Annotated in this window: 20 protein-coding genes and 1 pseudogene; 13 read left to right on the top strand and 8 right to left on the bottom strand. The window is 45.7% G+C overall.

All coding sequences use genetic code 11. The features are described from left to right. Window positions 1-261 precede the first annotated feature (261 nt). From K9W43_10280 to K9W43_10250, 7 genes are all read left to right on the top strand, one after another. The gene (locus K9W43_10280) at window positions 262-1,044 is read left to right on the top strand and encodes a hypothetical protein (GenBank protein MCF2137604.1); all 783 of its coding nucleotides are present in this window, start codon (window positions 262-264) and stop codon (window positions 1,042-1,044) included. A gap of 107 nt (window positions 1,045-1,151) precedes the next feature. Then, the gene (locus K9W43_10275; protein MCF2137603.1) at window positions 1,152-2,903 is read left to right on the top strand and encodes an ATP-binding cassette domain-containing protein; all 1,752 of its coding nucleotides are present in this window, start codon (window positions 1,152-1,154) and stop codon (window positions 2,901-2,903) included. 1 nt (window position 2,904) lies between these two features. Beyond that, on the top strand, window positions 2,905-3,963 hold the full coding sequence (locus K9W43_10270) for an energy-coupling factor transporter transmembrane protein EcfT (protein ID MCF2137602.1): 1,059 nt from the start codon (window positions 2,905-2,907) through the stop codon (window positions 3,961-3,963). Between the two features lie 36 nt (window positions 3,964-3,999). Continuing rightward, the gene (locus tag K9W43_10265) at window positions 4,000-5,457 is read left to right on the top strand and encodes an FAD-binding protein (protein MCF2137601.1); all 1,458 of its coding nucleotides are present in this window, start codon (window positions 4,000-4,002) and stop codon (window positions 5,455-5,457) included. 6 nt (window positions 5,458-5,463) lie between these two features. Continuing rightward, window positions 5,464-5,862, top strand: a complete 399-nt coding sequence (locus K9W43_10260) for a (Fe-S)-binding protein (protein MCF2137600.1) — start codon at window positions 5,464-5,466, stop codon at window positions 5,860-5,862. After that, on the top strand, window positions 5,859-6,584 hold the full coding sequence (locus K9W43_10255) for a (Fe-S)-binding protein (protein MCF2137599.1): 726 nt from the start codon (window positions 5,859-5,861) through the stop codon (window positions 6,582-6,584). The genes K9W43_10260 and K9W43_10255 overlap by 4 nt, the downstream gene beginning before the upstream one ends. 103 nt (window positions 6,585-6,687) lie before the next feature. Then, window positions 6,688-8,007 (top strand): aminotransferase class III-fold pyridoxal phosphate-dependent enzyme, encoded by a 1,320-nt coding sequence (locus K9W43_10250; protein ID MCF2137598.1) that lies wholly within the window; start codon window positions 6,688-6,690, stop codon window positions 8,005-8,007. Between the two features lie 84 nt (window positions 8,008-8,091). Here the strand turns inward: K9W43_10250 and larA are convergent, their stop codons facing one another. After that, window positions 8,092-9,348, bottom strand: a complete 1,257-nt coding sequence (larA, locus tag K9W43_10245; protein MCF2137597.1) for a nickel-dependent lactate racemase — start codon at window positions 9,346-9,348, stop codon at window positions 8,092-8,094. A gap of 136 nt (window positions 9,349-9,484) precedes the next feature. On the opposite strand from larA, the gene K9W43_10240 reads away from it, so the two are divergent. Next, window positions 9,485-10,135 (top strand): MBL fold metallo-hydrolase, encoded by a 651-nt coding sequence (locus K9W43_10240; GenBank protein MCF2137596.1) that lies wholly within the window; start codon window positions 9,485-9,487, stop codon window positions 10,133-10,135. A 349-nt stretch (window positions 10,136-10,484) separates the two neighbouring features. On the opposite strand, the gene K9W43_10235 is transcribed toward K9W43_10240, so the two are convergent. From K9W43_10235 to K9W43_10220, 4 genes are all read right to left on the bottom strand, one after another. After that, window positions 10,485-10,742: a type II toxin-antitoxin system RelE/ParE family toxin gene (locus K9W43_10235; protein ID MCF2137595.1), complete on the bottom strand. Its 258-nt coding sequence runs from the start codon at window positions 10,740-10,742 to the stop codon at window positions 10,485-10,487. Beyond that, window positions 10,726-10,872, bottom strand: coding sequence for a hypothetical protein (locus tag K9W43_10230; protein ID MCF2137594.1), 147 nt, complete (start codon window positions 10,870-10,872; stop codon window positions 10,726-10,728). The genes K9W43_10235 and K9W43_10230 overlap by 17 nt, the downstream gene beginning before the upstream one ends. A gap of 363 nt (window positions 10,873-11,235) precedes the next feature. Further along, a complete protein-coding gene (locus K9W43_10225; GenBank protein ID MCF2137593.1) occupies window positions 11,236-12,816 on the bottom strand; it encodes a DUF790 family protein in 1,581 nt (526 codons plus the stop codon). A 16-nt stretch (window positions 12,817-12,832) separates the two neighbouring features. Next, window positions 12,833-14,164: a DEAD/DEAH box helicase family protein gene (locus K9W43_10220; GenBank protein ID MCF2137592.1), complete on the bottom strand. Its 1,332-nt coding sequence runs from the start codon at window positions 14,162-14,164 to the stop codon at window positions 12,833-12,835. Window positions 14,165-14,420: 256 nt separating this feature from the next. Between K9W43_10220 and K9W43_10215 the strand changes: the two genes are divergently transcribed. The 3 genes from K9W43_10215 to K9W43_10205 all read left to right on the top strand — a co-directional run bounded on the left by K9W43_10215 (window position 14,421) and on the right by K9W43_10205 (window position 19,052). After that, window positions 14,421-16,511 (top strand): hypothetical protein, encoded by a 2,091-nt coding sequence (locus K9W43_10215; GenBank protein MCF2137591.1) that lies wholly within the window; start codon window positions 14,421-14,423, stop codon window positions 16,509-16,511. A 167-nt stretch (window positions 16,512-16,678) separates the two neighbouring features. Further along, the gene (locus K9W43_10210; GenBank protein ID MCF2137590.1) at window positions 16,679-18,592 is read left to right on the top strand and encodes a hypothetical protein; all 1,914 of its coding nucleotides are present in this window, start codon (window positions 16,679-16,681) and stop codon (window positions 18,590-18,592) included. A gap of 7 nt (window positions 18,593-18,599) precedes the next feature. Next, on the top strand, window positions 18,600-19,052 hold the full coding sequence (locus K9W43_10205) for a hypothetical protein (GenBank protein ID MCF2137589.1): 453 nt from the start codon (window positions 18,600-18,602) through the stop codon (window positions 19,050-19,052). A gap of 94 nt (window positions 19,053-19,146) precedes the next feature. Here K9W43_10205 and K9W43_10200 read toward each other — a convergent pair whose 3' ends face one another. Then, a complete protein-coding gene (locus K9W43_10200) occupies window positions 19,147-19,350 on the bottom strand; it encodes a type II toxin-antitoxin system HicB family antitoxin (GenBank protein ID MCF2137588.1) in 204 nt (67 codons plus the stop codon). A gap of 270 nt (window positions 19,351-19,620) precedes the next feature. Between K9W43_10200 and K9W43_10195 the strand changes: the two genes are divergently transcribed. Further along, the gene (locus tag K9W43_10195; GenBank protein ID MCF2137587.1) at window positions 19,621-20,328 is read left to right on the top strand and encodes a DUF998 domain-containing protein; all 708 of its coding nucleotides are present in this window, start codon (window positions 19,621-19,623) and stop codon (window positions 20,326-20,328) included. Window positions 20,329-20,332: 4 nt separating this feature from the next. On the opposite strand, the gene K9W43_10190 is transcribed toward K9W43_10195, so the two are convergent. Then, a complete protein-coding gene (locus K9W43_10190) occupies window positions 20,333-21,169 on the bottom strand; it encodes a Fe-S cluster assembly protein HesB (protein MCF2137586.1) in 837 nt (278 codons plus the stop codon). A gap of 97 nt (window positions 21,170-21,266) precedes the next feature. Then, entirely contained in the window at window positions 21,267-21,701 is a 435-nt protein-coding gene (locus K9W43_10185) for a hypothetical protein (protein MCF2137585.1), read from the bottom strand. 367 nt (window positions 21,702-22,068) lie between these two features. Between K9W43_10185 and K9W43_10180 the strand changes: the two are divergent. Continuing rightward, window positions 22,069-22,876, top strand: a pseudogene (locus K9W43_10180) (DNA adenine methylase). Window positions 22,877-22,953 lie beyond the last annotated feature (77 nt).

Below are 22,953 nucleotides of genomic sequence, written 5' to 3'. Positions count from 1 at the left end.
CGTCTGATGGTTTTTCAATAGCCGTAGATCTTGAGACCTATATCTAAGCGGTAGTGTTGCAAAAACGAACCTGATGTTTTTTACTATCTATTTGTGTGCTTTTTATAAAGACTTATCCCCTGAAATAGCCAGACAAATATTCATATTATTGCCAATCTAGGTGATAAATCCTGTTTTTACAATCAAAAAATGATATATACTCGGTCTGCATTAATAACATGCATCTCTTTACTCCAGCATTAGCTCCGGAGGAGATATGAGATGACAGAAGAACGCGTTAGAGAACGAGCCCCAATGGGTTATGGCGGCGCGAGCATTGCTTTTATTGCAGTATATGGTGCAATTAACGGTGCTCTTGCTCTGGTGCCAATCTTCCCATACGTTGGTGGTGGGGGTTTTCTCCCACTGTGTGTCGTATTTGAGGCGATTGGTCCACTTGTTCTAGGTCCCATTGGTGGAATCCTTGCTGCAATCATTGGCGGCGTTATTGGAATGTTTATCAGCCCCGCAACCTACCCTCTTGGGCCAGTTGATGTCTTATTAACTGGTATTCTCCCAGCAGTCTACGTCGCATTATTCATTAATTCAGATGACAACAAGTATTGGGTTTTGTCACTGCTTGCAATGATTGTGACTTCAGTCTATGGTATTGTCTGGCCATACATCTGGCCTGGTGTTACTGGGGAGACATGGAACATCACAGTATTGTTGGCAGGAGCAATCTTTTGGTTGCCATGGTTGATCATCGAGTTTACACCGTTGGGTAAGTCGATGATTCCAAAATGGTCTAGAGATGAAAGACCAAAATTCCAATATCTGGGTGTCTTCTTGGCGGTGCTCATGGGCTTGGAAATGTGGTTCCTACCATGGGCATTGGTGTACTGGTACCTCTTCTCGTACTCGGTGGCACTTGGCATTGCAACATTTATTGCGTATAGTTGGTGGGTGCCAACTCTGGCAATCATTACCACAATAATTGCAATTGCTATTGTCGAGGCAATGAAGCGAAGTGGCCTACCAAGGATTCCCCGCGCCATTTGGTAAAATCTAGCATAAATCTTGTGAGGCCTTTTTTTTGGGGCCTCACCTTTTCTATTCCCCCCGCCCCGCGCCCTAACCTTTCAGCTTGCATCTGGATGTGAATTAAAAAAATGAACAACAATCCCCTTGTCACCGTTGAAAATCTCTCATTTACTTACGAGCGAGGCCCTCAAGCTCTTGACAAACTTAATTTTGATGTGAATAAAGGAGAAGTAATTGCCATTCTTGGTGCTAATGGCTCAGGAAAGACGACTCTGTGTTTTCATCTCAATGGGATTATTCCCACCGTCTATGCTGGTACTGAGAAAGGGCAAGTCTACGTTGCTGGTATGGATCCTTGGGAAACTCCGATTATTAAACTCGCATTTCATGTGAGCATGGTCCTTCAAGATCCTGAAACGCAGTTTGTAACGAATGACGTTGATTCAGAGCTCGCATTTGGCCCCGCGAATCTGTGTATCCCTCGCGAAGAGATTCTACGAAGAATGGAATTCGCAAAGGAGATTTGTGGTCTTCAAGAGATGGGTGATCGTAGTCCTAAAGAGCTCAGTGGGGGGCAGAAGCAGAGAGTGGCTTTTGGTGCCGCTCTGACCATGTTGCCGCAGCTCCTAGTCCTCGACGAGCCTACTAGTCAGCTTGATCCAATTGGAACAAAAGAGATACTTGAGACCCTTCATAGGCTCACCTCCGAAGAAGACCTGACGATTATTGTTTCTACACACAAGACAAAAGAAATTGCACCTTTAGCATCTAGAGTGCTTGTGCTTGACAAGGGAAAGCAGTTTGCTTACGGTCCACCCAGAGAAGTGTTTAAGCGAACTGAAGAACTATCTAAGATCGGTGTTAATCCCCCCGATGTGACTTTGCTCTGTAAGGCCCTTGAGAAGAAGATCCCAGGGTTCAAGGAAAAATACGAGTCGCGAGGTGGGATCCCAATTACGCTGGAGGAGGCTTTTGAACTTCTTAAGGGTCTTCTTGATGAGGGCTTCCTTAAGATCAAATGGACCGAACCAGAACCTCCACCCACGCCTACTACTGATGTTGTTATTGATGTAGATGATGTTGTCTTTGTTTATCCCGGGCGAGTGCCTGTCACTGCTCTTAAAGGGGTTTCTCTCCAAGTTCGCAAGGGAGAGGTTGTCGCAATAATTGGGCAGAATGGCAGTGGAAAGACTACTCTTGTAAAACATTTTGTTGGTCTTCTCACGCCTACAGAAGGAGCCGTACGAGTCGAAGGGCATGATGTTAAAGGGATGACCACTGGAGCACTTGCAAAAACAGTGTCATTGATTCTTCAAAATCCTGATTACCAATTATTCTCGATCAGTACAGAGAAAGAGATCGAGTTCGGACTGAAAAACCTCAAGCTCCCACAAGAAGAGGTAAAGAAGCGTGTGGACTTTGCATTGAAAGAAGTCGGTCTTGAGGAAATGCGTGACATATTTCCGTTCCGCCTTAGTTTCGGAGACCGGCGAAAACTGGCTGCTGCTGCTGGCATAGCCATGGATCCTGAAATACTCATTCTTGACGAACCAACAACAGCTCAGGATTACGATGGTCGTCACAAGCTCTGTCAGATAGCAATGGATATGCAAAAGAGAGGCAAGACCGTGGTCATGATTTCCCACGATATGGATCTGATTGCAACATATGCACCACGAGTGATAGTTATGGGTGGTGGGAAGATACTGGCGGACGGACCAACTCGTGATGTATTTGCAATGGCTGATGTTTTGAAATCGGCAGATATCCGTCCTCCACAGATCGCTGAACTCTCTCTCTTATTGAAAGATTATGGCATTGAGAAATTACTACTCTCGGTCAAAGAAATGGTCGAGATCTTTGAAGGAGGGAGTGCGTAAGATGGCGTTCGAATATATCAAGAAAGACACTCCCCTTGACAGAATGAACCCTCTTGTCAAGATGGCGTATGTTGGTGTCGCCCTCATCTACGCTTTGACCATGAATAATGTGACGCAACTTGCTGTTGTTATTGTATGGATTCTCATTGCCACACTCTGGTGGATTGTTGGTAAAGTGGAATTGAGAAGTCTAGGAATATTGCTTAGTCTTCTAAAATACATGGTTCTTTTCCTCATGCTTCTACAAGGTCTTACATACAGGTTCGGTGATCAGACCGTCTTGTTCCAGTTCTTTGACTGGCCTTCAGCAGATGGCACCACAAATTATGGTGCTCTCACGGCTGGCGGTGTATTATTCGGCCTGTTTGTCAGCACGAGGATTGTTGCAGTCCTGTCTGTAATTCCAATTTTTACAATGACCACTTCGATGTCGCGATTGAATGCAGCCCTTGCAAAAGTTCGTATTCCTCAGAAGATAATCTTCATGTTTATCACAGCCATGAGATTTGTTCCACTAGTTCAAGATAGCTGGAAGGCTATTATTGATGCGCAGAAGATTAGAGGTTTTGACATCGACAAGGCCAATTTCTATCAGAAAATCAGACGGGCCTATATCCCAATCATAACGCCGCTTATACTTTTGATGTTTAGACGCGCGATGGATCTCGAGGTCGCTATTAATGCCCGCGCGTTTGGAGCAAAGCCAGAACGTACCTACATTGAGGACATCTCATTTAAGAGGGTCGATTATTTTGGCTTTTTAGCAGTAGGTATTATTTTTGCTTTTATAATCTATTTGCAATTTTATCAGGCGCAGCTCTTATGGGACTATCTTGTCTTGATAGTCACCTTCATTGTTACGTGGGTGATCAATATCTCCACTACTCTTGGCGTGGATGTATGGCTTCAAAGCTTCAATACTTTCCTCCTAGGAGTTCCCTACCTCTCAGTGTTCTTGAGTTACTTTGATCAACATGTTCTCACTGGATATGGTGGGATTGTTGGCTTGATAATCGTATTGTTCGTTGTCTATAAACTGATTCGAAAATACGTCAGATGAGGTATTTGTGTTTCTCATGAACGGAGGCTGTTACTGTTGTCGGATGTCGTGGTTGAATTACGGAAGATATTGAATCCTGAAAATATTGTTACTTCGAGAGTCGATCTTGTGGCTTATGCGAGAGATCTCACTCCATACTTTGCTCCTCCTGAGGTTATTGTGTTCCCAGAGAATCGAGAGCAGGTCGTTGAGATTATACAGCTGGCCGATAGACTGAGGATTCCGATTACTCCACGGGGTGGTGGTGCCTCTTTTCAGGGATCCTCACTACCTGTTTCGGGTGGAATCGTGTTGGACACGAGCCGCATGAATAAAATATTGGAAATAAGTGTGGAAGACCTTCTTGCAGTAGTGCAACCTGGTGTACGGTATGAAACATTGGATAAAGCACTTGCTGATCACGGGTTGATGTTTCCTCATGATGTGGGCAGCCATGATGCAGCAAGCATTGGAGGTATACTCGCATCGGACTCAAATGGGCATCATGGATACAAGTACGGACGGGTAAGCCCTTGGATTCGTGAACTCGAAGTCGTAATGGCCGATGGTTCTGTATTACATGTTGGCACAAGAGCTCCGCGATACAACATGGGCTATAATCTCGCATCCCTCATTTCTGGTTCAGAAGGAACATTGGGGATCATCACAGAGGCGACCATTAACCTGATCCCCCGTCCAAAATATGAGGCGAGTGTTGGAGCATTCTTTGACGACTTGGACGAGTTAGTTAAAGCGTCTCATGAGATTACGATGAGGGGCGTTGAAGCGGCTACTTTGGAGGCGACTGATGGGTATACTGTCAAGACCATCAATGATGTCATGAATCTCGGATTTCCAGAATGTGAGGCCAATTTTGTTGGTGATCTTCATGCTTATGATGAATCCGACCTAGAGCGTCGGGCCAATCTCATGGCCGAAATTCTTCGTGAGCATGGTGGAAAAGATATCATCATTGCGCGAGACCCGAAGACCATCGATAAGTTGTGGGCGCCCCGCTTGGCGATTGATGTGGCCATTGTCCGAATTTATCCTGGTTATCGTGAGGTGGGTTTCGCAGCTGCGGATCCATGTGTACCTCTCTCAAAGCAGAGCGAGGCTATTCGAGAGATTGGTCGTATTATCCGTTCGCATGATATCATAGCAGCCGTGTTCTGTCATACTGGGATTGGAATTATTCATCCCGCAGTATTGATTGATCCTGATAATAAAGAGCATTGGCGTGCAGTGAAGCTTTCTGAGAAAGAGATACTGGACTATGTCATAAGTATTGGCGGTGTTGTCAGTGCTGAACATGGGTTTGGTTATGTCAAGAATCCATATGTTTCTCAAGCAGTCGGTCCTACAAAACTGGAGATTGATCGAAGGATAAAGGATCTCTTTGACCCTCATGGGATATTGAATCCACAAAAGATGGGTCTCCAGACAGAGGAACGTGACAAGGATGTGCGGCCAATCCATTCTGCCTACGTAACGGATGAGGACGCTTGGAGGTGAGGGAAAATGGGTCTTGAAGATTATCGTCATATCATTATGGAGTGTGTAAGCTGTGGACTGTGTCAGAGCAATTGCCCTATTTACAAACAGACCACACTTGAATCCAATAGCGCGAAGGGCAAGATGACTATTTTATTCTCTCTGTTACAGGGGTGGCTGGACTGGAGTGAGCTGACAGAACGATTGTATGAATGTACTACCTGTGGAAACTGCCAGACTACCTGTCTATCCGGTCTTGACATAACTGTCGTGGTTGAAGCGGCTCGGGCAGAACTAGTTCAACGAGGCTACGGGGATCCGGTCTCAAACAAGATTGCTGAGAATCTTCGTACCGTACACAACCCCTTTGGTGAAGATCCCAAGAAGCGAAATTGGCTCAAAGAACTTATGGAGGCACAATTGTGATTCTATACTTTGTTGGTTGTATGGCAACCTATCGACTTCCCAGCATTGCAGAGTCAACAATCAAGATTCTCAAACGGGCCGGTGTCGATTTCACGGTGCTCGGTGAGGATGAATGGTGTTGCGGAAGTGTGGCACTACGTACTGGTCATGTTGAAGAGGCAAAGAGACTTGCTACTCACAATGTCGAGGCGATTCGCTCGACAGGTGCAGATCGAGTTGTCACGGCGTGTGCGGGGTGCTATCGTACCTTCTCTGTTGATTATCCCAAAATTCTGTCGGAACCTCTTCCTTTCGAGGTAGTTCATTTTCCAGTCCTTCTAAAGGAACTCATCGAACAAGGCCGCCTCGAATTCCCTGACGGTCAACCTATTTCGGTGACATATCACGATCCCTGTCATATTGGGCGTCACATGGGCATCTATGATGAGCCACGAGAGGCATTGCAGGATATTCCCGGCGTGGAGTTACGAGAGATGTACACAAACCGAGAGAATGCCTCTTGTTGTGGAGCTGGAGGTGGAGTGAGATCAACGAATCGTGATCTTGCACGGGGCGCTGCAGATGCACGTGTTTCCGAGGCAAAAGAGACTGGTGCTTCTGTCTTGACTACTGCTTGTCCATTTTGCACTTTCAATCTTCGCGAATCTGTCGAACGTACAGGAAGCGATATTGAGATGTTGGACTTTCCAGAATTTGTGGCAAAGAGGCTGGGTCTAAAATGAGGGTGTGTGATAGCTGTATGCTATTTGTTATATCCAAGTTTAGGCGTACTATTTACAGACAAACTAATTCGTTTTGCGGGTGATAATAGTGACGGACTCGTTCATGAAAGATAATATTGAGCGTTATGCGCAGAAGACACCGCAATCCGGGAAATTATATGAAGAGGCACTTACCCTCTTGCCCGGAGGTATCGGTGGTTCAGCTCCTACCTATGATCCTCATCCTATTTTTGTGAAGAAGGCTGAGGGTTCAAAGGTCTGGGATGCTGATGGAAATGAGTTCATTGATTTCAACCTGTGTTGGGGTGTGCTCTTTGTTGGACATAGCCACCCCAATATAATCGCAGGTCTTCGAGATCAACTGGACTATGGTACTATGTTCGGGTTGCCCTTTGAAGAGATCTACACGGCAGCAAAGGCTCTCAAAGATCGTTTTCCAATTGATAAACTTCGATTTGTCAACTCGGGGACTGAGGCAACTTTGTATGCTATCCGGCTGGCCCGACGTTTTACCGGAAAAGACAAGATTGTTAAAATCGAGGGTGCTTATCATGGGCTCTTCGACACTCTACACATCAGCAAGCGTCCGACCCTTGGCGAGGCCGGCCCAAATAAGCGTCCCAGCCCCATTCCCTATGGTGCTGGTATAACTGAGGGTACGGTGAAAGATACTCTCATAGCTCCGTTCAACGATATTGACGCAATGCGTGACATCTTAGAGGCGCATCTTGGTGAAGTGGCTGCAGTAATTGTTGAGCCCGTGATGATGAATGCTGGTGTGATCCCTCCTGACAAGGGCTACCTGAAAGAATTAAGAAAACTGACAGAGGAATACAATGTTCTTCTGATCTTCGATGAGGTCAAGACTGGGGTCAAGCTCTCGCCTGGCGGGGCTTCTGAGTATTTTGATGTGAAGCCTGATCTTATATCGATGGCCAAGGCTATTGGTGGTGGACTGCCCATTGGTGCATGTGGCGGAAGAAAGGAGATAATGAGCGGAATTGGAAGTGAAGGACTCTTTGGTACCTTCTCGGCCAATCCTCTCTCAATTCGTGCATGCAAAATAACCCTTACCGAGATCCTCACGAAGGAGGCATACGACCGGGTTGAAAAGCTGGGGAAGATGTTGCTCTCAGCGTATGACGACATCATCAGCGATAACAAACTGAATGCCACAGTTCAGGGGATTAATGCAGTTGGAGGAATCCTCTTCACAAAGCCCCCTGTGAAAAACTATCGTGACTGGCTTCGAGCGGACAAGGTCAAGTTCCAAGAATATTGGTTAGCCATGGCAAATGAAGGAATTCTTCCAATGGCCTATGGTCCAGAAGAGGAATGGTTGGTGTCCGTTCAGCATACTGAAGAAGACATCGAAAAGCACGTGGAGGCCTTCAAGAAGGTCGCCCCCAATCTGCGGGAGTGATCATAGAATAATATTTGCAAGAGGTCTAACACGGCGGTGGTATTTGTATTCGTCGCGTGTTATGACCTTCCTTTTCTTTTTCTTTTAAATTACTGGGCACACATTTCCTGCATCATTGACTATCAAGATATTGATGTCATTTCCTAACGTTTCAATGGCCGCATCGATCGCAGTCTGGATGTCATGGAACGGTCTCATGTGCATTTTCTCTACTGTGTCATCGTCAATGTCTGTAACGAACCAGAACTGGTTCTCAGCCAGAAATGGTGGTATTGACCCGACCTTATGCCAACCAAGTTGATAATGTTTGATGACTTCTTTGAACTTTTCATACATCTCTTCTGGTGAGTCCGCACAGGTCATCATTGCTGCGTAGCTCTCATCTCCTATGCCTCCCGGGCACGCTGCGACAAGTATCAGAATTCCACCTCTTCGGAGTGCGAATCTCGTATTTTCGAAGCCTTTGGCCCCCTGATACAAATCCTGATCCAATGGTGGATGAACGACGGATATGACAATGTCCGCGGGCTCATCGATTTTTGGTGCGTAGATTTCTTGTGCAGTCTTTGCGCCTTCATACAACTGTTCGAATATGTCCCCAGCCACCACTCGTGCGATTCTCTTCTTACCATCCTGAACAACGTTGATTGCAAATATGGGGTGATCGTGGGCAAGCATCTTGGCTGCCTCCTCCAAGTCCTCATGAACGGGATTGCCCTTTAATCGGAGAAGTCTGGCCTCATCTAGCAGTGCCATTGAATGATTTGCCTCGATAGTATCAAACGCTGCGATACCTGGGAGTATGCTCTTTCGGCCCCCGGTAAATCCGGCAAAATAATGGGGCTCTATCGAGTTGATTGCAATTATGGCATCATAGTCATTGACGATTGCATTGATTAGAACTGGCGTTCCCCTGCTTGTTGTGCCAAGATTGATCATCTTACTGTTTCGAGAGTCGTGAAGAGTAATTTTCGGCTTTAGTTCATCATAATACTCTCCAAAGATTATCTCGCGCAGGTCTGATTCACTTGGGCTTGTATGCGTGCCACTTGCCACTATGACTCTAAATTGCTTCTCTCTTAAATATGGGAGGATCTCTCTCAGAATGTCTGGGGTGGGAGTGCTTCTTGCATGATCGTTGACAATTACAAGAAATGAATTATTCTTAGACACGAACTCGCTGAACCTAATATGGTCAATTGGTGATTCCAACGCTTCTCTGATTATCATGCTCGGTTCTAATCCTGAAGAGACTGATTTCGGTTCAATGATTGTGACCTTACAGCTCTCTGGGATCTCAAGCTTGACAGGTACCCCTTTGTACAAAATGGATGTCTTCATATCTTGTCGTCACTACGTACCTCTTCCCCCCGAATAAATATTTAGGACTATACCACTGGTTGCATCATATTCTTGAATGTCTGATTAACGGAAAAATATTTGTATTTCTGTGCTATTCTGAATACAGAGGCATAGTATGAATTTCCGAATTGTATATGACAATGAGGCCTACTCCGACCTCGAGAGCAGTTGGGGCTTTGCCTGTCTTGTTGACGAGCATGTGCTCTTTGACACTGGGGCTGACTCTAAGCGACTCTTGTTCAATATGCAAAAGATGAATGTTGATCTCTCCGCGATAGACGCCATTGTCTTGTCGCATGATCATAGTGACCATACAGGGGGTCTCAGCATTCTTGATCATCTAGGATTGGTAAGGGTATTTGTCCCACAGTCTTTTTCTTCACGTACTAAAAAGCGGATCCGTTCATTTTCTAATGCCGAGTTGATAGAGGTACAGGCAGCCGGGGAATTGCTTGATGGGATAATGACCACTGGAGAGCTTGGACGACACTTGCGGGAACAGTCATTGATCGTTTCAACAGAGCGTGGTCTTGTTGTGATAACCGGATGCAGTCATCCCGGAATTGCCGCTATCCTTCGAGCGGCATCGAAGTTTGGTGCTGTCTATGGACTTATCGGGGGATTTCATGATTTCAGGCAGCTCGATATTTTGGAGGGCTTGCAATTGATCGTGCCGTGTCACTGTACTCGCGTAAAACGGGCAATTCTACAGCGTTATGATCGCTCAAGTCGAATCTGTGGTGCTGGACTGACCATCGAAGTATAGCTCCTTTTGGTTCTGCTGGATTTGATTGCAACCGAATCGGGTACACCTTTGATCCGTGTGCTAACACGATTTATCTGTGAATATGGAGAAGTTGTTTATTGATTTGTATGAATTGGTTTGTAACTAACGCAACATGATAGATTTTATGAGACCTGACAAATATACCTTCTATTGGACACATCCAAAGCAGTTCTCTGTTTCAGCACGTTTTTGAAGAACGTAACAGTTTTTGTTTCATAATGAAATTCATTGCACTTGATGTGACTTTATTCATGTGTATCTGGATGATCACAACAGTAGCTTGAATGAGCGCAGAACCTATTATTTTAGTGAACTGTTTTAATAAAAATTATTGCCTGTAGACTCGTCTGCGATGGTCTACAACCAACAGGTACACCACATTCTCGCGGATTTGATAAAGAACGCGATAATTCCCCACGCGTAATGAAAAAATGCCTTTCCATTCCCCTCGTAATGGCTTTCCAATGAATGGTCTGGTTTTTAATATACTAATCTCGTCAAGTATCCGAGTCTGAGTTGTTCTGTCCAGTGACCGAATCATGCCCAAAAAACGCGGTGTGAATCTGACTTCAAACTTTTCTGTCAAGTCCTATCTCTCGAAATAGTTCGTCAAGCGGTCTAGTATTACCTTCATCGACTTCACGTAATGCAATTTTCAGATCTTTTACAAGTTTTTTATCCTGTATAACCTCGAGAGTTTCCAATAACTCATCCATCAAATTGGCCACTCGGGTTAACAACTCCTTTTCCTCGGAAGTCAATAAAGACATGATGTTTTACCATTCTTTAGTATTCTTGAGTGCATTTTAATTCTTCCATTTCTGAGGCTCTGTGTGAAAAGTCAGTGAAATAGTGATCATGAGAAGTATGAACACCATTTTGCGATCGAATCCAAAACGTTTCGGGATCCATTCTGACTTGAACGATCTATGTCTGTGGACTTTTCACACAGCTCCCATTTCTGAGGCTCTATAAGGAGCCGATAAGATTGCAGTATTAGAATAATATGCACAACTTTATGTCTATATTCAAAATCCGGATAAGTTTATTCTACCTGAACGTTCCATGATGTGAAAATTTCATACTACATTATTTCTGTAAACTTGTTGATCATCGGAATCTAAGCTAGTCCAGTCCACAGTGTATCCAAGGTGTTCTAAGACTGAAGTTGGGTGTTCGATGTTCCATGCATTGATGATCGAGACCGCCTCGGATAGCATCAGCGGACCGTCTTGTAATCTGTCATGCAGGGCACGATCTATCTCCCGAAGAACCGTATCACTGACAAGGTCATCACCAATGATCCTATATCCGGTCACAGGTCTCTGCTGGAGAAATGTTCTCAACGAACTCTCAGTGATGGCCATCTGTGAGGCAAGTTCGGATACTGAGATAACTGGAGCGTTTGGTTCGATTTGTACGTTATCAAGCTCAAGCTGTTGGAGGTGAGCCTGTGTGAGTTCAGCCTCTTTCGAGCGAAGATAATGTACAATTGGTCCGATAGGCACTTTCCTTCGATAGTAAAACACGTGGATATTCTCAGGAAGCGAGTCCATCTCTTCACATGCCAGCGCCTCGTCAGCAGCCACGATCATATCTACCTCTTGGAGGTTCTGAAGTTTGTTGATCTTCTTGGAGATGTACTCCGTTGTCCAGAAGCCTGCGATCTCCATGTAGATTCGTTTACCAAATCTCTCAAACAGAAAATCGGGGATCATGACATGAGTACCAGCCTTGAGTGGGCGGGGTTCTCGGGACATTGTCCATCCGGTCTTTGCCATTCGAAAGTCTTGAGCGAAGCGTTCCTCGACAGAGCTATCATAGGTCTCAACGGTATCGATGTCGGAGACCTGTAGAAGTGGTCCGTGCTTTTTGCTGTAGATCGCAAATTCAAACTCTTGCCGATTCCGGGGATCTCTCCAGTCCGCAATCGTCGCGTGGATTGTCCACTTTTCCGCAGAGACAATATGTGGTAAGAGCATGGCCAGTCGTGTGCCGTACCGCCTACTTGCCTTAATGAGGTTAAGTGGTCCCTCAACAGTCACCAGATAGCCTTCCTCTTGCTCCTCAATATCGTACATGAGTCCGAGCCATTTTATGAGACCGAAGATGATCTTCCAGTTAAGCGAACCATGAAATGAGAGTTCCGTGCAGTTGAAGAGGAGCGTCTGCGTGATCTCCAGATTATACTGTCGGATAAGTTGATGGATATCTAATGGTTCGAATGACTCGATCTTGCTCTCCTCTTTCAGATCCGCGTACAGGCTGTTCTCAAGCTGCTCCACGGTCACTCCGAGTTGACTTGCAACACGAGAGAGGGTCGCGTGACGTTCTTCTTGTGTGATCGGTATCACTGTATTTGCGGTCTCGTGAAAGACAGTACGGCGGGCGAGCTGAGGGTCAATGGCTGCATCCAAGGCGTAGACACATCTGCGTTCGAGAATTGTCGCAATACCTCTGACTTGTCGATAGTCAGACTCTGATGCCTCCTCAAATTCGTGGAGTGCCTCATCCAAGTCTGTCTTTTTCCTACCGACTGCATTTACAAAGATCTGTTGGATATCTGATACAACTGCGAGTGTAGTATCTGTCGGGGTGAGCCAGACTGGTTCGATCTTTCCGCTCCGCCGTCTTGCGAGAAGAAGATTTGATGGTAGCATTCCACTTTCCTCCGGTCTATCTGTGTCTCTTCTGGCTCATTGAGGTCTCAAGAGTATCACGTGCGACTATCTCAAAGATCTTCGCAGTCTTTCCGCTCTGTTTCCGTAGAATCCTTCCGAGGCGCTGGATATACTCGCGAGTGCTGCCAGTCCCACTGATGATGATGGCCACTGAGGCATCCGGGACATCGATTCCCTCGTCCAGTACTTGGCTTGTCACCACAGTTCTGTACTCTCCCGTTCTGAACGCATCAAGGATCTCTTTGCGTTCCTCCTTCGGTGATTGATGAGTTATTGCTGGAATGAGAAAGCGCCTGCTGATTCTGTAGACGAGGCTGTTATGCAGAGTAAAGATCAGTATCTTCTCATCAGTGTATGTGCGTAGCAATTCCCCCAATACGGTGAGTTTTGCCTCTGAGTTAAGAGCGATCTCAATTGCCCGATTGCGAGCGAGTAACGCCTGACGAACCTCCGGATCCCAGCCACTTCGCATGATGAACCTCTGAAAGCCATCGAGACCCCCAAGTCGAATTCTCTTCTTCTTGAGAACATGTTTGAATGTTGAGTAATTCTCATCGTACTCCTGACGCTCTTCATCTGTTAGATCCACATAGATTCTATCATGGATAAATGGGGCCAGATGTTCACCCACGAGAGCATCGGTCTTCAGGCGGAATACGACACCTCCCACTAACCGCGGAAGCTCAAGATGACTACCATCATCTCTCCTGTACGTGGCCGTGAGACCCATTCTCATTGGTGCAATATACATCTCGGCGATCTGCATGTAGCTAGGGGCGGGCAGATGATGGACTTCATCGAAGACTAAGAAGAGGAATCTGTTTCCCAAGGTCTCGGCGCGCAGATATGCAGAGTCGTAAGTGATCACCGTAATCCCTTGAATATCGGTCGTGCCGCCTCCCACGGTACCCGCCTTTACCTTTAGTAGGTCTCCGATCATTGTCTTCCATTGTTCCATCAGGTCGAGAGTGGGCACTACAATAAGCGTAGGCACGTTACAGCGTTCGATCGCCTTGAGTGCGATGTATGACTTTCCAGAGCCTGTCGGTAACTCGATCACTCCTCGGCGGCCTGCATCCTCCCATGCATTGAGTGCAGATTCTTGATAATCCTTCAATTTGATGCTGGACTGGTCTATGGTCACCGAGACAAGATTTGGGACCTCGTCTTGGAACTGGAATTTGCGACGTGTCAGATAATCGAGGATCTCCCCATAGAAGATGGCTTCGGCACGATATGCACCGACGCGATCATCCCAGTGGCCGTATGGAGTGGGATGGTTTCCCTCTATCAGGATAGTTCCTCTATTGAATCTTAGTCTGATCATTCTTCTCGCTCTGGATTACTGTAGGCTCATTTGATACTTCAGCCATGTGCCCTGTTCTTAAAAATCAACACTGTGATGTGTCTTGTGTTCGGTGGTTAACCTGATATTTTGAAATATTTTATGTGGTTTATTATTTCTCATAAATTCAGTTGTGGGGCGCGAAACACAATAGTGTACATAATAGAAAACGTTGCTCACAAGACACAATAGTATACATGTTTAGAGACCTATGTTCGCTCATGTGGGGGCAACTAATGTGGTTCGTATGACTACGCTTGTACCTATGATTTTAGCAATTCTGACAATATCAGTACTATCTGTTCCACTTGTTGCAGGAGGATATGGCATTCCTTCTCCAACTAAGATACTACAACAGGATAGCAGCCTCTCTTTGGACTCATCATTAGGAAGTCTTACCGACATTGTGATTCAAGACTCTGCTATTGTTGCCGCAAATGGCAAGATGCTTGAAGTCCACAACTTTACATTTGATCTGCTGAGTTCAATCAAGTCAGATTCTCCAATTGTCAGTCTGGAGCTACTGGATTCGGGTAATATTGTCTCTTTTGATCTGTCTGGCAATCTGAGGTTGTACTCTCTAAATCACGATACGCTCACCCAGAACGATCAGTATTCCAGTGACATTCATTGGTCTAACATTCAGGGTGGTCGCTGGTTCTTCACTGCTCTCAACCCCGAGACCCAGAAGACACAGGTCTTCACTACGTTTCATGATACTATTCAGCCAGTCTTCACCTTCAACACTACCGAGGTCAGTGTGAGCGGGGATCTCGCCGTCACCTACGAGCACGGCAACTTCACAGTCTGGAATTTGACCAATCCCAGTAAACCTGTTCACATATTGGACATTGACCTTTATTTCGAACAGCCCTACTGGTTCAGGCTGCACGATACAATGATTGCCTACTGTCGCCAGTCTGGATATCTGGAGCCTGTATTTTCAATATTGGATTTTAGTTCTGCTCTGGGATCAAGTGGTAACGTTAGCACTGTTTTCCATTTATCTTCAGCATTGCTCAGTCCTGTAGTCTGGACTGACGATTATCTTCTCGTCAAAGCAGTTCCAAGCTCGCTCAGTAAATATAATGATGGGTTCTTTGCCATCAACATGACAAGTCCGACGCAGATATCGATCTCAGGGTTTCTAAATGGGACCACGGCCGAGGAGATACAAAATTATGCTACAGTGGCATCTGAAGGCACTGTGATCGCAGGAATCGGTGTTAACTTTATCGCAATCTGGAATTTGACCGCTGTGCCCCCCCATTTTCTCTACAAAGAATGGTCCGGCGGATACGTTTCTGATATGGTGTTCACAGATGGGCTTGATGCCGCTCACTGGGGTGGTGATCAGTACTTCACCTATCCAATGCCACTGACATCAGGTGTTTCTGTTCTGTGTGACGCTTCTGATCTCATGGTCGTCGGAGATCATCTCTTTCATGCGCGATCAAAGTTGTGGGACTCTGCTCCGGTGACTCCTGTGCCTGAGAGGATCGATAAGAATACCATTTCTGTACCTTGGTCTCATACGGATCGTAGCACACAAGGATTCCGGCCTCAAGGCTACAACGGTTTTGTGTACATGATTGCACCGGGATCGAGTGTGGTCACGATATACCGTTGGAACGTGTCTGATGGCAATGTTGGTGGTCGGGAATCTGTGAAGACCATTACCATGAGCGGGACAGACAATATCACTGCCTTTTGCATGGACGGTTCGATGCTCTATATGCTCGGAAAGACTGGCGGATACGTCTGTGATGTGAACACCAGCAAGGTATTTGCTTTCACAGCATCGTTCGATTCTGCACCAGACATGGTCAAGGTAGTGAATGGATCAATGTTCATCTTAGATGAGCATGGCCTTGTAATCTACAAGATTGATAGGTCTCAAGCATCATCTCTCTCACTTGACGAGATAGGCAATATCTCTACTGGTGTGCAGACCTTTACAGTCGATAAGAACATCATTGCTGTGGCCAATTCAACTCATGTATGTGTGTATAGTGTGCTTGATTCTGTGTCTGGTAGTGGCAGCAGCAGCATCAGCATTATCGGCTCAATTGAAGTACCAATTTTACCCCATACTGAATATCCCTCTGGAATTACTCCTCATTGCGTTTGTGATCTCATCTTGGATGCGGAGCATATGGTCGTGTACCGGGCCGCAGGCCATCTTGGAGTGGGGACGATTCATATCAGCACGAATCCTTCTCATGAGGTGACTCAGGACTGGTGGCCGCTCACAAATCTACTCATTGGCGGTGCTGTGCTCATTGCAGTTGTGGCATTGGTGTTGATCCTGAGACGGAGGTACCAGTGACACTCTGATAGTGTATGTGTCAATACTCCGATCGATGAATCATTCCAATATGCTTCATGTTTGACCAGTCGGCAATAGGAATGAAGGTGTTCGACACTTTAGAACGCCGTTCGAAAGTCTAGATTGAATATAGAATGTTGGACAACAGAACTCGGTGATATGTTGTTATGACTTTACCAAAAATCAACCTGAAATCGCAGTTCACCCGTCGAGTCGTCACCAGTGTGTTTGTGGCTTTTATTTTGGCGATCTCACTGGGAGCTGCAATTGTGTTGCTCGTGCCTGAGAGCACCGTTCCAACCTTTGCGCTCACTGAGACCTCGGCGATCCCTAATACTGTAGGATACAGTAATACCTCCATTCCTTCATCCGCTCCGTTCGATGGCGCCCTATTTCAGGAGAGCCCATTTAGAGGTAACGAGAGCTGGACTCGGGATGTAGTGACCTTGGTCTATCCGTACACTACGTACACGGAATATTCTCTTACTCCTGAGAATGATGGTCTTCACATTAAGGCTGACAATTATTTATTTACTTTCTATCGCAAGTGCAATATAGTTCTCACGAATATCACAAGTCTTACTTTTTCTGTGGACTTTGAGAACATCGATGGCTTTACACAAGTTCGAATGGATCTTCTCTTGATGAGTGGTGATTCGATCTTAGAATTGCCGTTGAATAGTACCTCGTTCAAATCCATTTGGTACTTCGCAGCCGTGAATATGACCGGTAGTTCTTCCAAGACGCTCACTATTGATGTTCCTCTGGACGAGGTGCGTCGTGCAACTGATCAGTGGATTATAGAGGGGCAATTTCGGTTTGATATCTTTGCCCACAAACCGATCGAGGTCGTGATCAAGCAAGCAAGGGCGCTGGCCTCCTATGATACCCAACTATTCCCTGTGAGAGTCACTCCCAAGTCGACAGAGAATGTCCCTCTATTATCCAGTCCGTTTTTCCCGCAGCTTGGGTATAATATTGCTCTCAATATTAGTCCGTTTGGTGAAGATAACTTCTCGCTCGTCCTCTTCAAGAAGCCAGATTCGCAATTCTATCTCCCGGTCGGTCAGTACAGTGGGTGGGGTGGCTGGTACTTGACTGCACGTAAGAACTGGACCACACCATTGGTCTTTGAGGTGCGTCAAGATAGTCTGACCGCTGTAGAGTTCAAGCTCCCAACTGTGCGCTTGGATGTAAGTATCTCCCCTAACGTGCCCTTTGTGTTTCTGGATGTTTACTTCAAGGATTCTAAATCATCGATTTTGATAACCGATTCCATAGGGCGAGATTACACATATCATTACTATTCCGATCTTGTCAATCTTGTCACATCGTCTACAGTGTCATTGTACATTCCCGCCTACAGTGGTATTATCTCCTTCGAGTGCCGACTATTGAACTCTGGCTATATGGAGTTTGAAGACAGACTCAACTACTCGCAATATATCAGTGGCAAGTCCAATCTGCATCTCACTGTAAAGCTTCCATTTCTGGAAGTGGGTGGGTTTTCGGTCTCTACTGGTGCGATGATCATAACGGCATTGTACGGGTCGATTTTTCTGGTATCACTGATCCTTCTGTGGCGCAACTCTGATGTTCGTCTATTGAAACGGATAAAGGAGGATCCCCGTGTACTACCCATCATCCTCCTATTCTTCAGTATTGTGACACCATGGTTTCATGTCATCGTGCATCAAGGAAGTTCCAGCTCCGCCTTGGCTGTGAACTACTTGGGCTTCCCGGGACCAACATTCATTTTCGCTTGGAGTCAAGGAAGCAGTATCCTTTGGATCAACATGCCACTTTGGTTCTATCTGCCGTATGTAGTGGTCACTCTGTGGATCCCGCTCTTTGCTCTTATTCACTCGCTACGTACAGACGAACCATGGCGAATCTCTCCATTGTTGATCTATGCGATGGTGGCCCCATTTGGAGCAGTGAGCATGATCACTCCCTACCTCATTCTCGTCGGGTCGCACATTACCCTCTTAATTGGCATATACCTTGCGGTGCTGCCTCTGCTCATTTGGGTGGGCCGTCACATACATAAGAGATATAGAATGCGCCAGAATCAAGTATGAGGAGAGAATGTTGAATCCCGGTACCAAGTCCACCGATCGAGCACACCTCTTGGATCTAGGTTCCACGTCGTGGAACGTGCTCATCACATTGATTAGCCTCAAGTCATTTATTGGCCCCCGTGAGCTTGCCCGGCACATGGGGCTCAGTAGTCCAAGTGTTGCATTGTACCACCTTGACAAACTTGTTGAGCGAGGGTTCTTGGAGAAGAATGTGCATGGTGAGTATCGTATAGATGCTGATGCCGATCTGGGGTTCCTTGACAACTTCCTGTTCTTGCGAGAACGTGTGATCCCCCGAACGCTCTTCTATGCGGTCGTGTTCACGGGAGTCTTCCTCTTCTACCTCGTGACTGTCGGTTCATCTTATGATGTCCATAACGTCTTTACTATTGTACTGGGAATTCTTGGCTGTTCGTTTCTTTGGGCCGAGGTCTATCGAATCTGGTCTGGTCTGTTATAAGTAATCCAGACCAGCTTTTTTTCATAATTGGCGATACAATATATTTTTTATTACTGATCCGTCTATCTTGACGAGATTCTCCCCTTTAACTGGTCTAAACTTCAACCACTTGTACTCCTATGAACTCCCTTGTATTAATATCCTTTTCAACCTCAAGGTAAAGTTCGATCGCCTCTTTTATTCTTCTAATTAAATCATCGAGACTCTTTGCTTGAGTGTGGCATCCTTGTAAAGAAGGGACAGTGGCTATATAGTAACCATCCTCATCTTTTTCGATCACAACACTGAACTTTTTCATGACACTTTTTCTTCTTTTTCTTTGAATATTTAAATATGTGCAGATTGTGTGTGCTGTGAAAAGTGAATAAATGGATTAATCAAGTCAGGATGAATCTCGAAGAGTTTTGAATTCGGATACACTCTACTAGTCTTATTTTTCCTAGTCACTTGCTTATTGATTTTTCAGAACCGATACCATGATTCTTACGTGATTGTTCAACGTATCCATGAGTCTGATGTGACATTTCTTCTATTGATTCTATTTGTTCTCAGTTTCTGCTCATCGCGTATGGATCTGCTAATTCATCGGAATAGACTTTATAGCGAGGGCACCAAATCTTGGAACGGTGTTTCCATGCTTGCTCTGATACGACGTAGAGGCGGTCTACTTGTACTAGGCGGGATCTCTACAATCCTACTCTATTGTGTCTTCACTATGGTCTCATGGGCATTTTATCCGGGCCCCTATTGGCCGACAACGCACTATCTCAGCAGGCTGGGCGATTTCATCTACAGTCCCTTTGGTGCCTATTTCTACAATGCAGGTTGTATTCTTACAGGTCTTGCACTCATGCCGTTCTTCATCGGACTTCGAGAGTGGTGGGGACCAAACAAGGTGAGCAAGATCCTCCTGATCCTCGGCCAGGGCCTTGGGCTTCTCTCTGCTGTTGCACTCATCATGATCGGCGTGTTCTCAGAAGACACAGGCCAACCGCATCTGACTGCTTCAGCCACCTTCTTTCTGCTCAACTTTTTCGTACTGTTATTGATCAACATTGCACTACTTTTGGTTGCTGACTTTCCAAAGTTGGCTGCACTCTATGGTATTGGCATCGATCTCATCAGTATGGGTCTGAGCTTCACCTTGGGCGGTCCTATTGTGGAATGGCTCACCGTCTTCGGTTCTCTCGTGTTTGTCGGGCTTGTAACCATCTTTACTTGGTACTACAAGATTAGGGTTGTTCGGGAAACTGCAAGCGATCGACAAATAGAGTGATCGTTCAGCGATTGTGTTCGGTCTCTGGAATGTAGTATTCTCCCGATTCGGAGCGGCTCACAAGACCTTCACTGACAAGTTGTTCTACAACCAGTCCACTCTTCTCAGTCTTGATCTGTTCCCCTTCCAATTCTGCTCGGAGACCTGCAAGATTCATATGTGGTGTGCGGGTGAGAATTTTGATGATTGCGCCTCGGACCTGCCGGGTCGAGCCTTTGAATCTGGATTGGGTAGTCCTCGGTGTGATGCCCGTCGAGGCCGCATCGAGCATGATCGCACCATAGTCCATTAGTGCATTGTGCCAATCTCGTGAACGCCCTCGCAGCAGTAACGTATCAGCGATCTCCTGCAGGTCTTTATCTGTGGTATCCTCCTCGGCAAATCCTCGGGCAATGAAGACGCGACGAATGTTTGTGTCAACAGCAGCAAGATCTCTATTGAAGGCGAAGATCAAGATCGAGCGTGATGTATATGGGCCAATTCCCTTTAGTTTCCTGAGCTCTTGTGGAGTCTGGGGAAACTCGCCGATCTTGACAATTTCCGCTGCTGCTTCACGAAGCCAGAGTGCTCGCCGATTGTAGCCAAGACCACTCCAGACCTGTAGAAGGCGTCTTGTGTCTGCTCTTGCTAATTCGGGGATGGTGGGGAATTCGTTTAGGAACTGGTGGTATTTCGGAATGACACGCGAGACCTGTGTCTGTTGAAGCATTATCTCTGAGACCAGAACGTGATAGGGTGTTGGCTCTCTCCGCCACGGAAGATCACGGGCATTGTTTCTCCACCAATCCATGATCTCTTGTTGGAAGTCCTTGATTATCGCTCCATCGATCGGTCGTATCAAAATCGAGCCTCTTCTCTGCTGTATGACTCTTCGCTCGAAGGATGGTGGTTGACGCAGACTTAAAGCCTTCGTGTCAATAGAGGCTATTGTCGCATCTCTATGTTTGCTTTCGTCTTCTAAACCACGCGATGATCTCCAAAAGAACGATTATGATGTACCAGACAATGCCGAACACAAGGTATCCACCGATAAGTGGTTGTACCTCGGGCCTCGCACTCATGCCAACAATGTCGCTGAACACCGCAAATAAGATCGCTCCGAAGAGCAGGTTGAATGTGAGAAATCCTATGAATCCGATCGGTGTCATCCCCGCCTTGTAGAGCACTCGCGCAATCTCGGCTCCCAGTAACATCAACAGCACGCTGCCAATGAAGACCAGCACCGTCGCACGGAACCTGTATTCGCTGATCTCCAAGGCGAACACGTTACCCAGTGCTATGAGCACAATGAGTGCTATCACCAGAGCGGCATAGATTGTGGACATCGGCTTGATCGGCTCAACGCTCACCTCTCTCTGATCAGTCTGCTGCACAGTATCACCTCATTACTTAATTGGATAATTCACTTATTATCGTTGACATTTTCTAGGCCCGTTTACTTTTTTGTTGGAAATGAGTCAGTGGTATTCATAACTTGGCTGTAGAGGTCAATTGCGTAGCATATCAGCCATTTTGCTCTTAATCGACTGCAGGCAAAATTATAATTTATGCCTTGAGGATTGTTTCACGCTTTTTTTATCCGTAATGGGCTTCAGTAGGAGATGAGTTCCATGCATGTTTCTCTTTTCGCCTGATCGCTTGTCATGATAGATTTCATTTTATCAGATGAACGATGTTTGTAGACAGGCATTCATGGAAACTATCTTATGTATCAAATTTATCCAATTTGTTGAATCTACTATGGCCGTTAATACCCCTCGACCAATTGTTAAATGGGCTGGTGGAAAAGGAAAGCTTATTCCTGAGATTATAGAAAACTTGCCGCCTTCTTTTAATGACTATTATGAACCTTTTTTTGGCGGTGGCGCTTTATACTTTCATCTATTTGCTAAGGGCCTGATAAAAAAAGCAATTCTTTCAGATCTTAACGCAGAATTAATCAATTTATATATTGTTGTGCGTGATTTGTCGAAGATCTTGTAACAGAACTTTCTAGTAGACGTTATAAAAACGATCCCGACACCTTCTATAAGATTCGCTCAGAAGAATCATCGGATCCAATTGAGAGGGCGGCAAGATTTATCTATCTAAATCGTACTTGTTACAATGGTCTATATCGAGTTAATTCTGAGGGGAAATTTAATGTCCCCTATGGGCGATATAAAAATCCCCGTATACTTGATGCTCCTAATCTGAGAGCTGTTAGTAATGCTCTTAAACATGCGATTATCCTTTCTACTGATTTTGAAAATGCTGTACAGTCTGCTTCATTGGGTGATTTTGTTTATTTCGATCCTCGTATGTACCATTAAATAGTACAGCTAGTTTTACGTCTTATACTGATAAAGGATTTCGGCTGTCTGAACAAGAACGTCTTGCAAAAGTTTATCGTGAGCTTGATCATCGAGGTTGTTTTGTACTGGAAAGTAATTCGGCGACTAAAATCGTCCGCGAACTTTATCAAGAATTTAATATCGAAACTGTCTATGCTAGTCGTGCAATCAGCTCAAATGGTTCCACCCGTGGCAAAATTCCAGGTTTTAATTAGAAGTATCCTGAACAGCATCATCAAACTGCTGTTGAGGTTAAACACCAAGCAGACGCCGCAATATCAGCACCAACAGA

It is taken from the genome of Candidatus Thorarchaeota archaeon (assembly GCA_021498125.1).
Taxonomy (GTDB): domain Archaea; phylum Asgardarchaeota; class Thorarchaeia; order Thorarchaeales; family Thorarchaeaceae; genus B65-G9.
The sequence above is the reverse complement of the archived record's forward strand: the minus strand, read 5'-3'. Positions and strand labels throughout refer to the sequence as shown.

What these genes read in the sequence shown, in the direction of transcription:
- K9W43_10280 (MCF2137604.1), top strand. Translation starts at nt 262, where the DNA reads ATGACAGAAGAACGCGTTAGAGAACGAGCCCCAATGGGTTATGGCGGC.
- K9W43_10275 (MCF2137603.1), top strand. Translation starts at nt 1,152, where the DNA reads ATGAACAACAATCCCCTTGTCACCGTTGAAAATCTCTCATTTACTTAC.
- K9W43_10270 (MCF2137602.1), top strand. Translation starts at nt 2,905, where the DNA reads ATGGCGTTCGAATATATCAAGAAAGACACTCCCCTTGACAGAATGAAC.
- K9W43_10260 (MCF2137600.1), top strand. Translation starts at nt 5,464, where the DNA reads ATGGGTCTTGAAGATTATCGTCATATCATTATGGAGTGTGTAAGCTGT.
- K9W43_10250 (MCF2137598.1), top strand. Translation starts at nt 6,688, where the DNA reads ATGAAAGATAATATTGAGCGTTATGCGCAGAAGACACCGCAATCCGGG.
- larA (MCF2137597.1), bottom strand. Translation starts at nt 9,348, where the DNA reads ATGAAGACATCCATTTTGTACAAAGGGGTACCTGTCAAGCTTGAGATC.
- K9W43_10240 (MCF2137596.1), top strand. Translation starts at nt 9,485, where the DNA reads ATGAATTTCCGAATTGTATATGACAATGAGGCCTACTCCGACCTCGAG.
- K9W43_10230 (MCF2137594.1), bottom strand. Translation starts at nt 10,872, where the DNA reads ATGGATGAGTTATTGGAAACTCTCGAGGTTATACAGGATAAAAAACTT.
- K9W43_10225 (MCF2137593.1), bottom strand. Translation starts at nt 12,816, where the DNA reads ATGCTACCATCAAATCTTCTTCTCGCAAGACGGCGGAGCGGAAAGATC.
- K9W43_10220 (MCF2137592.1), bottom strand. Translation starts at nt 14,164, where the DNA reads ATGATCAGACTAAGATTCAATAGAGGAACTATCCTGATAGAGGGAAAC.
- K9W43_10210 (MCF2137590.1), top strand. Translation starts at nt 16,679, where the DNA reads ATGACTTTACCAAAAATCAACCTGAAATCGCAGTTCACCCGTCGAGTC.
- K9W43_10205 (MCF2137589.1), top strand. Translation starts at nt 18,600, where the DNA reads ATGTTGAATCCCGGTACCAAGTCCACCGATCGAGCACACCTCTTGGAT.
- K9W43_10200 (MCF2137588.1), bottom strand. Translation starts at nt 19,350, where the DNA reads ATGAAAAAGTTCAGTGTTGTGATCGAAAAAGATGAGGATGGTTACTAT.
- K9W43_10195 (MCF2137587.1), top strand. Translation starts at nt 19,621, where the DNA reads ATGGATCTGCTAATTCATCGGAATAGACTTTATAGCGAGGGCACCAAA.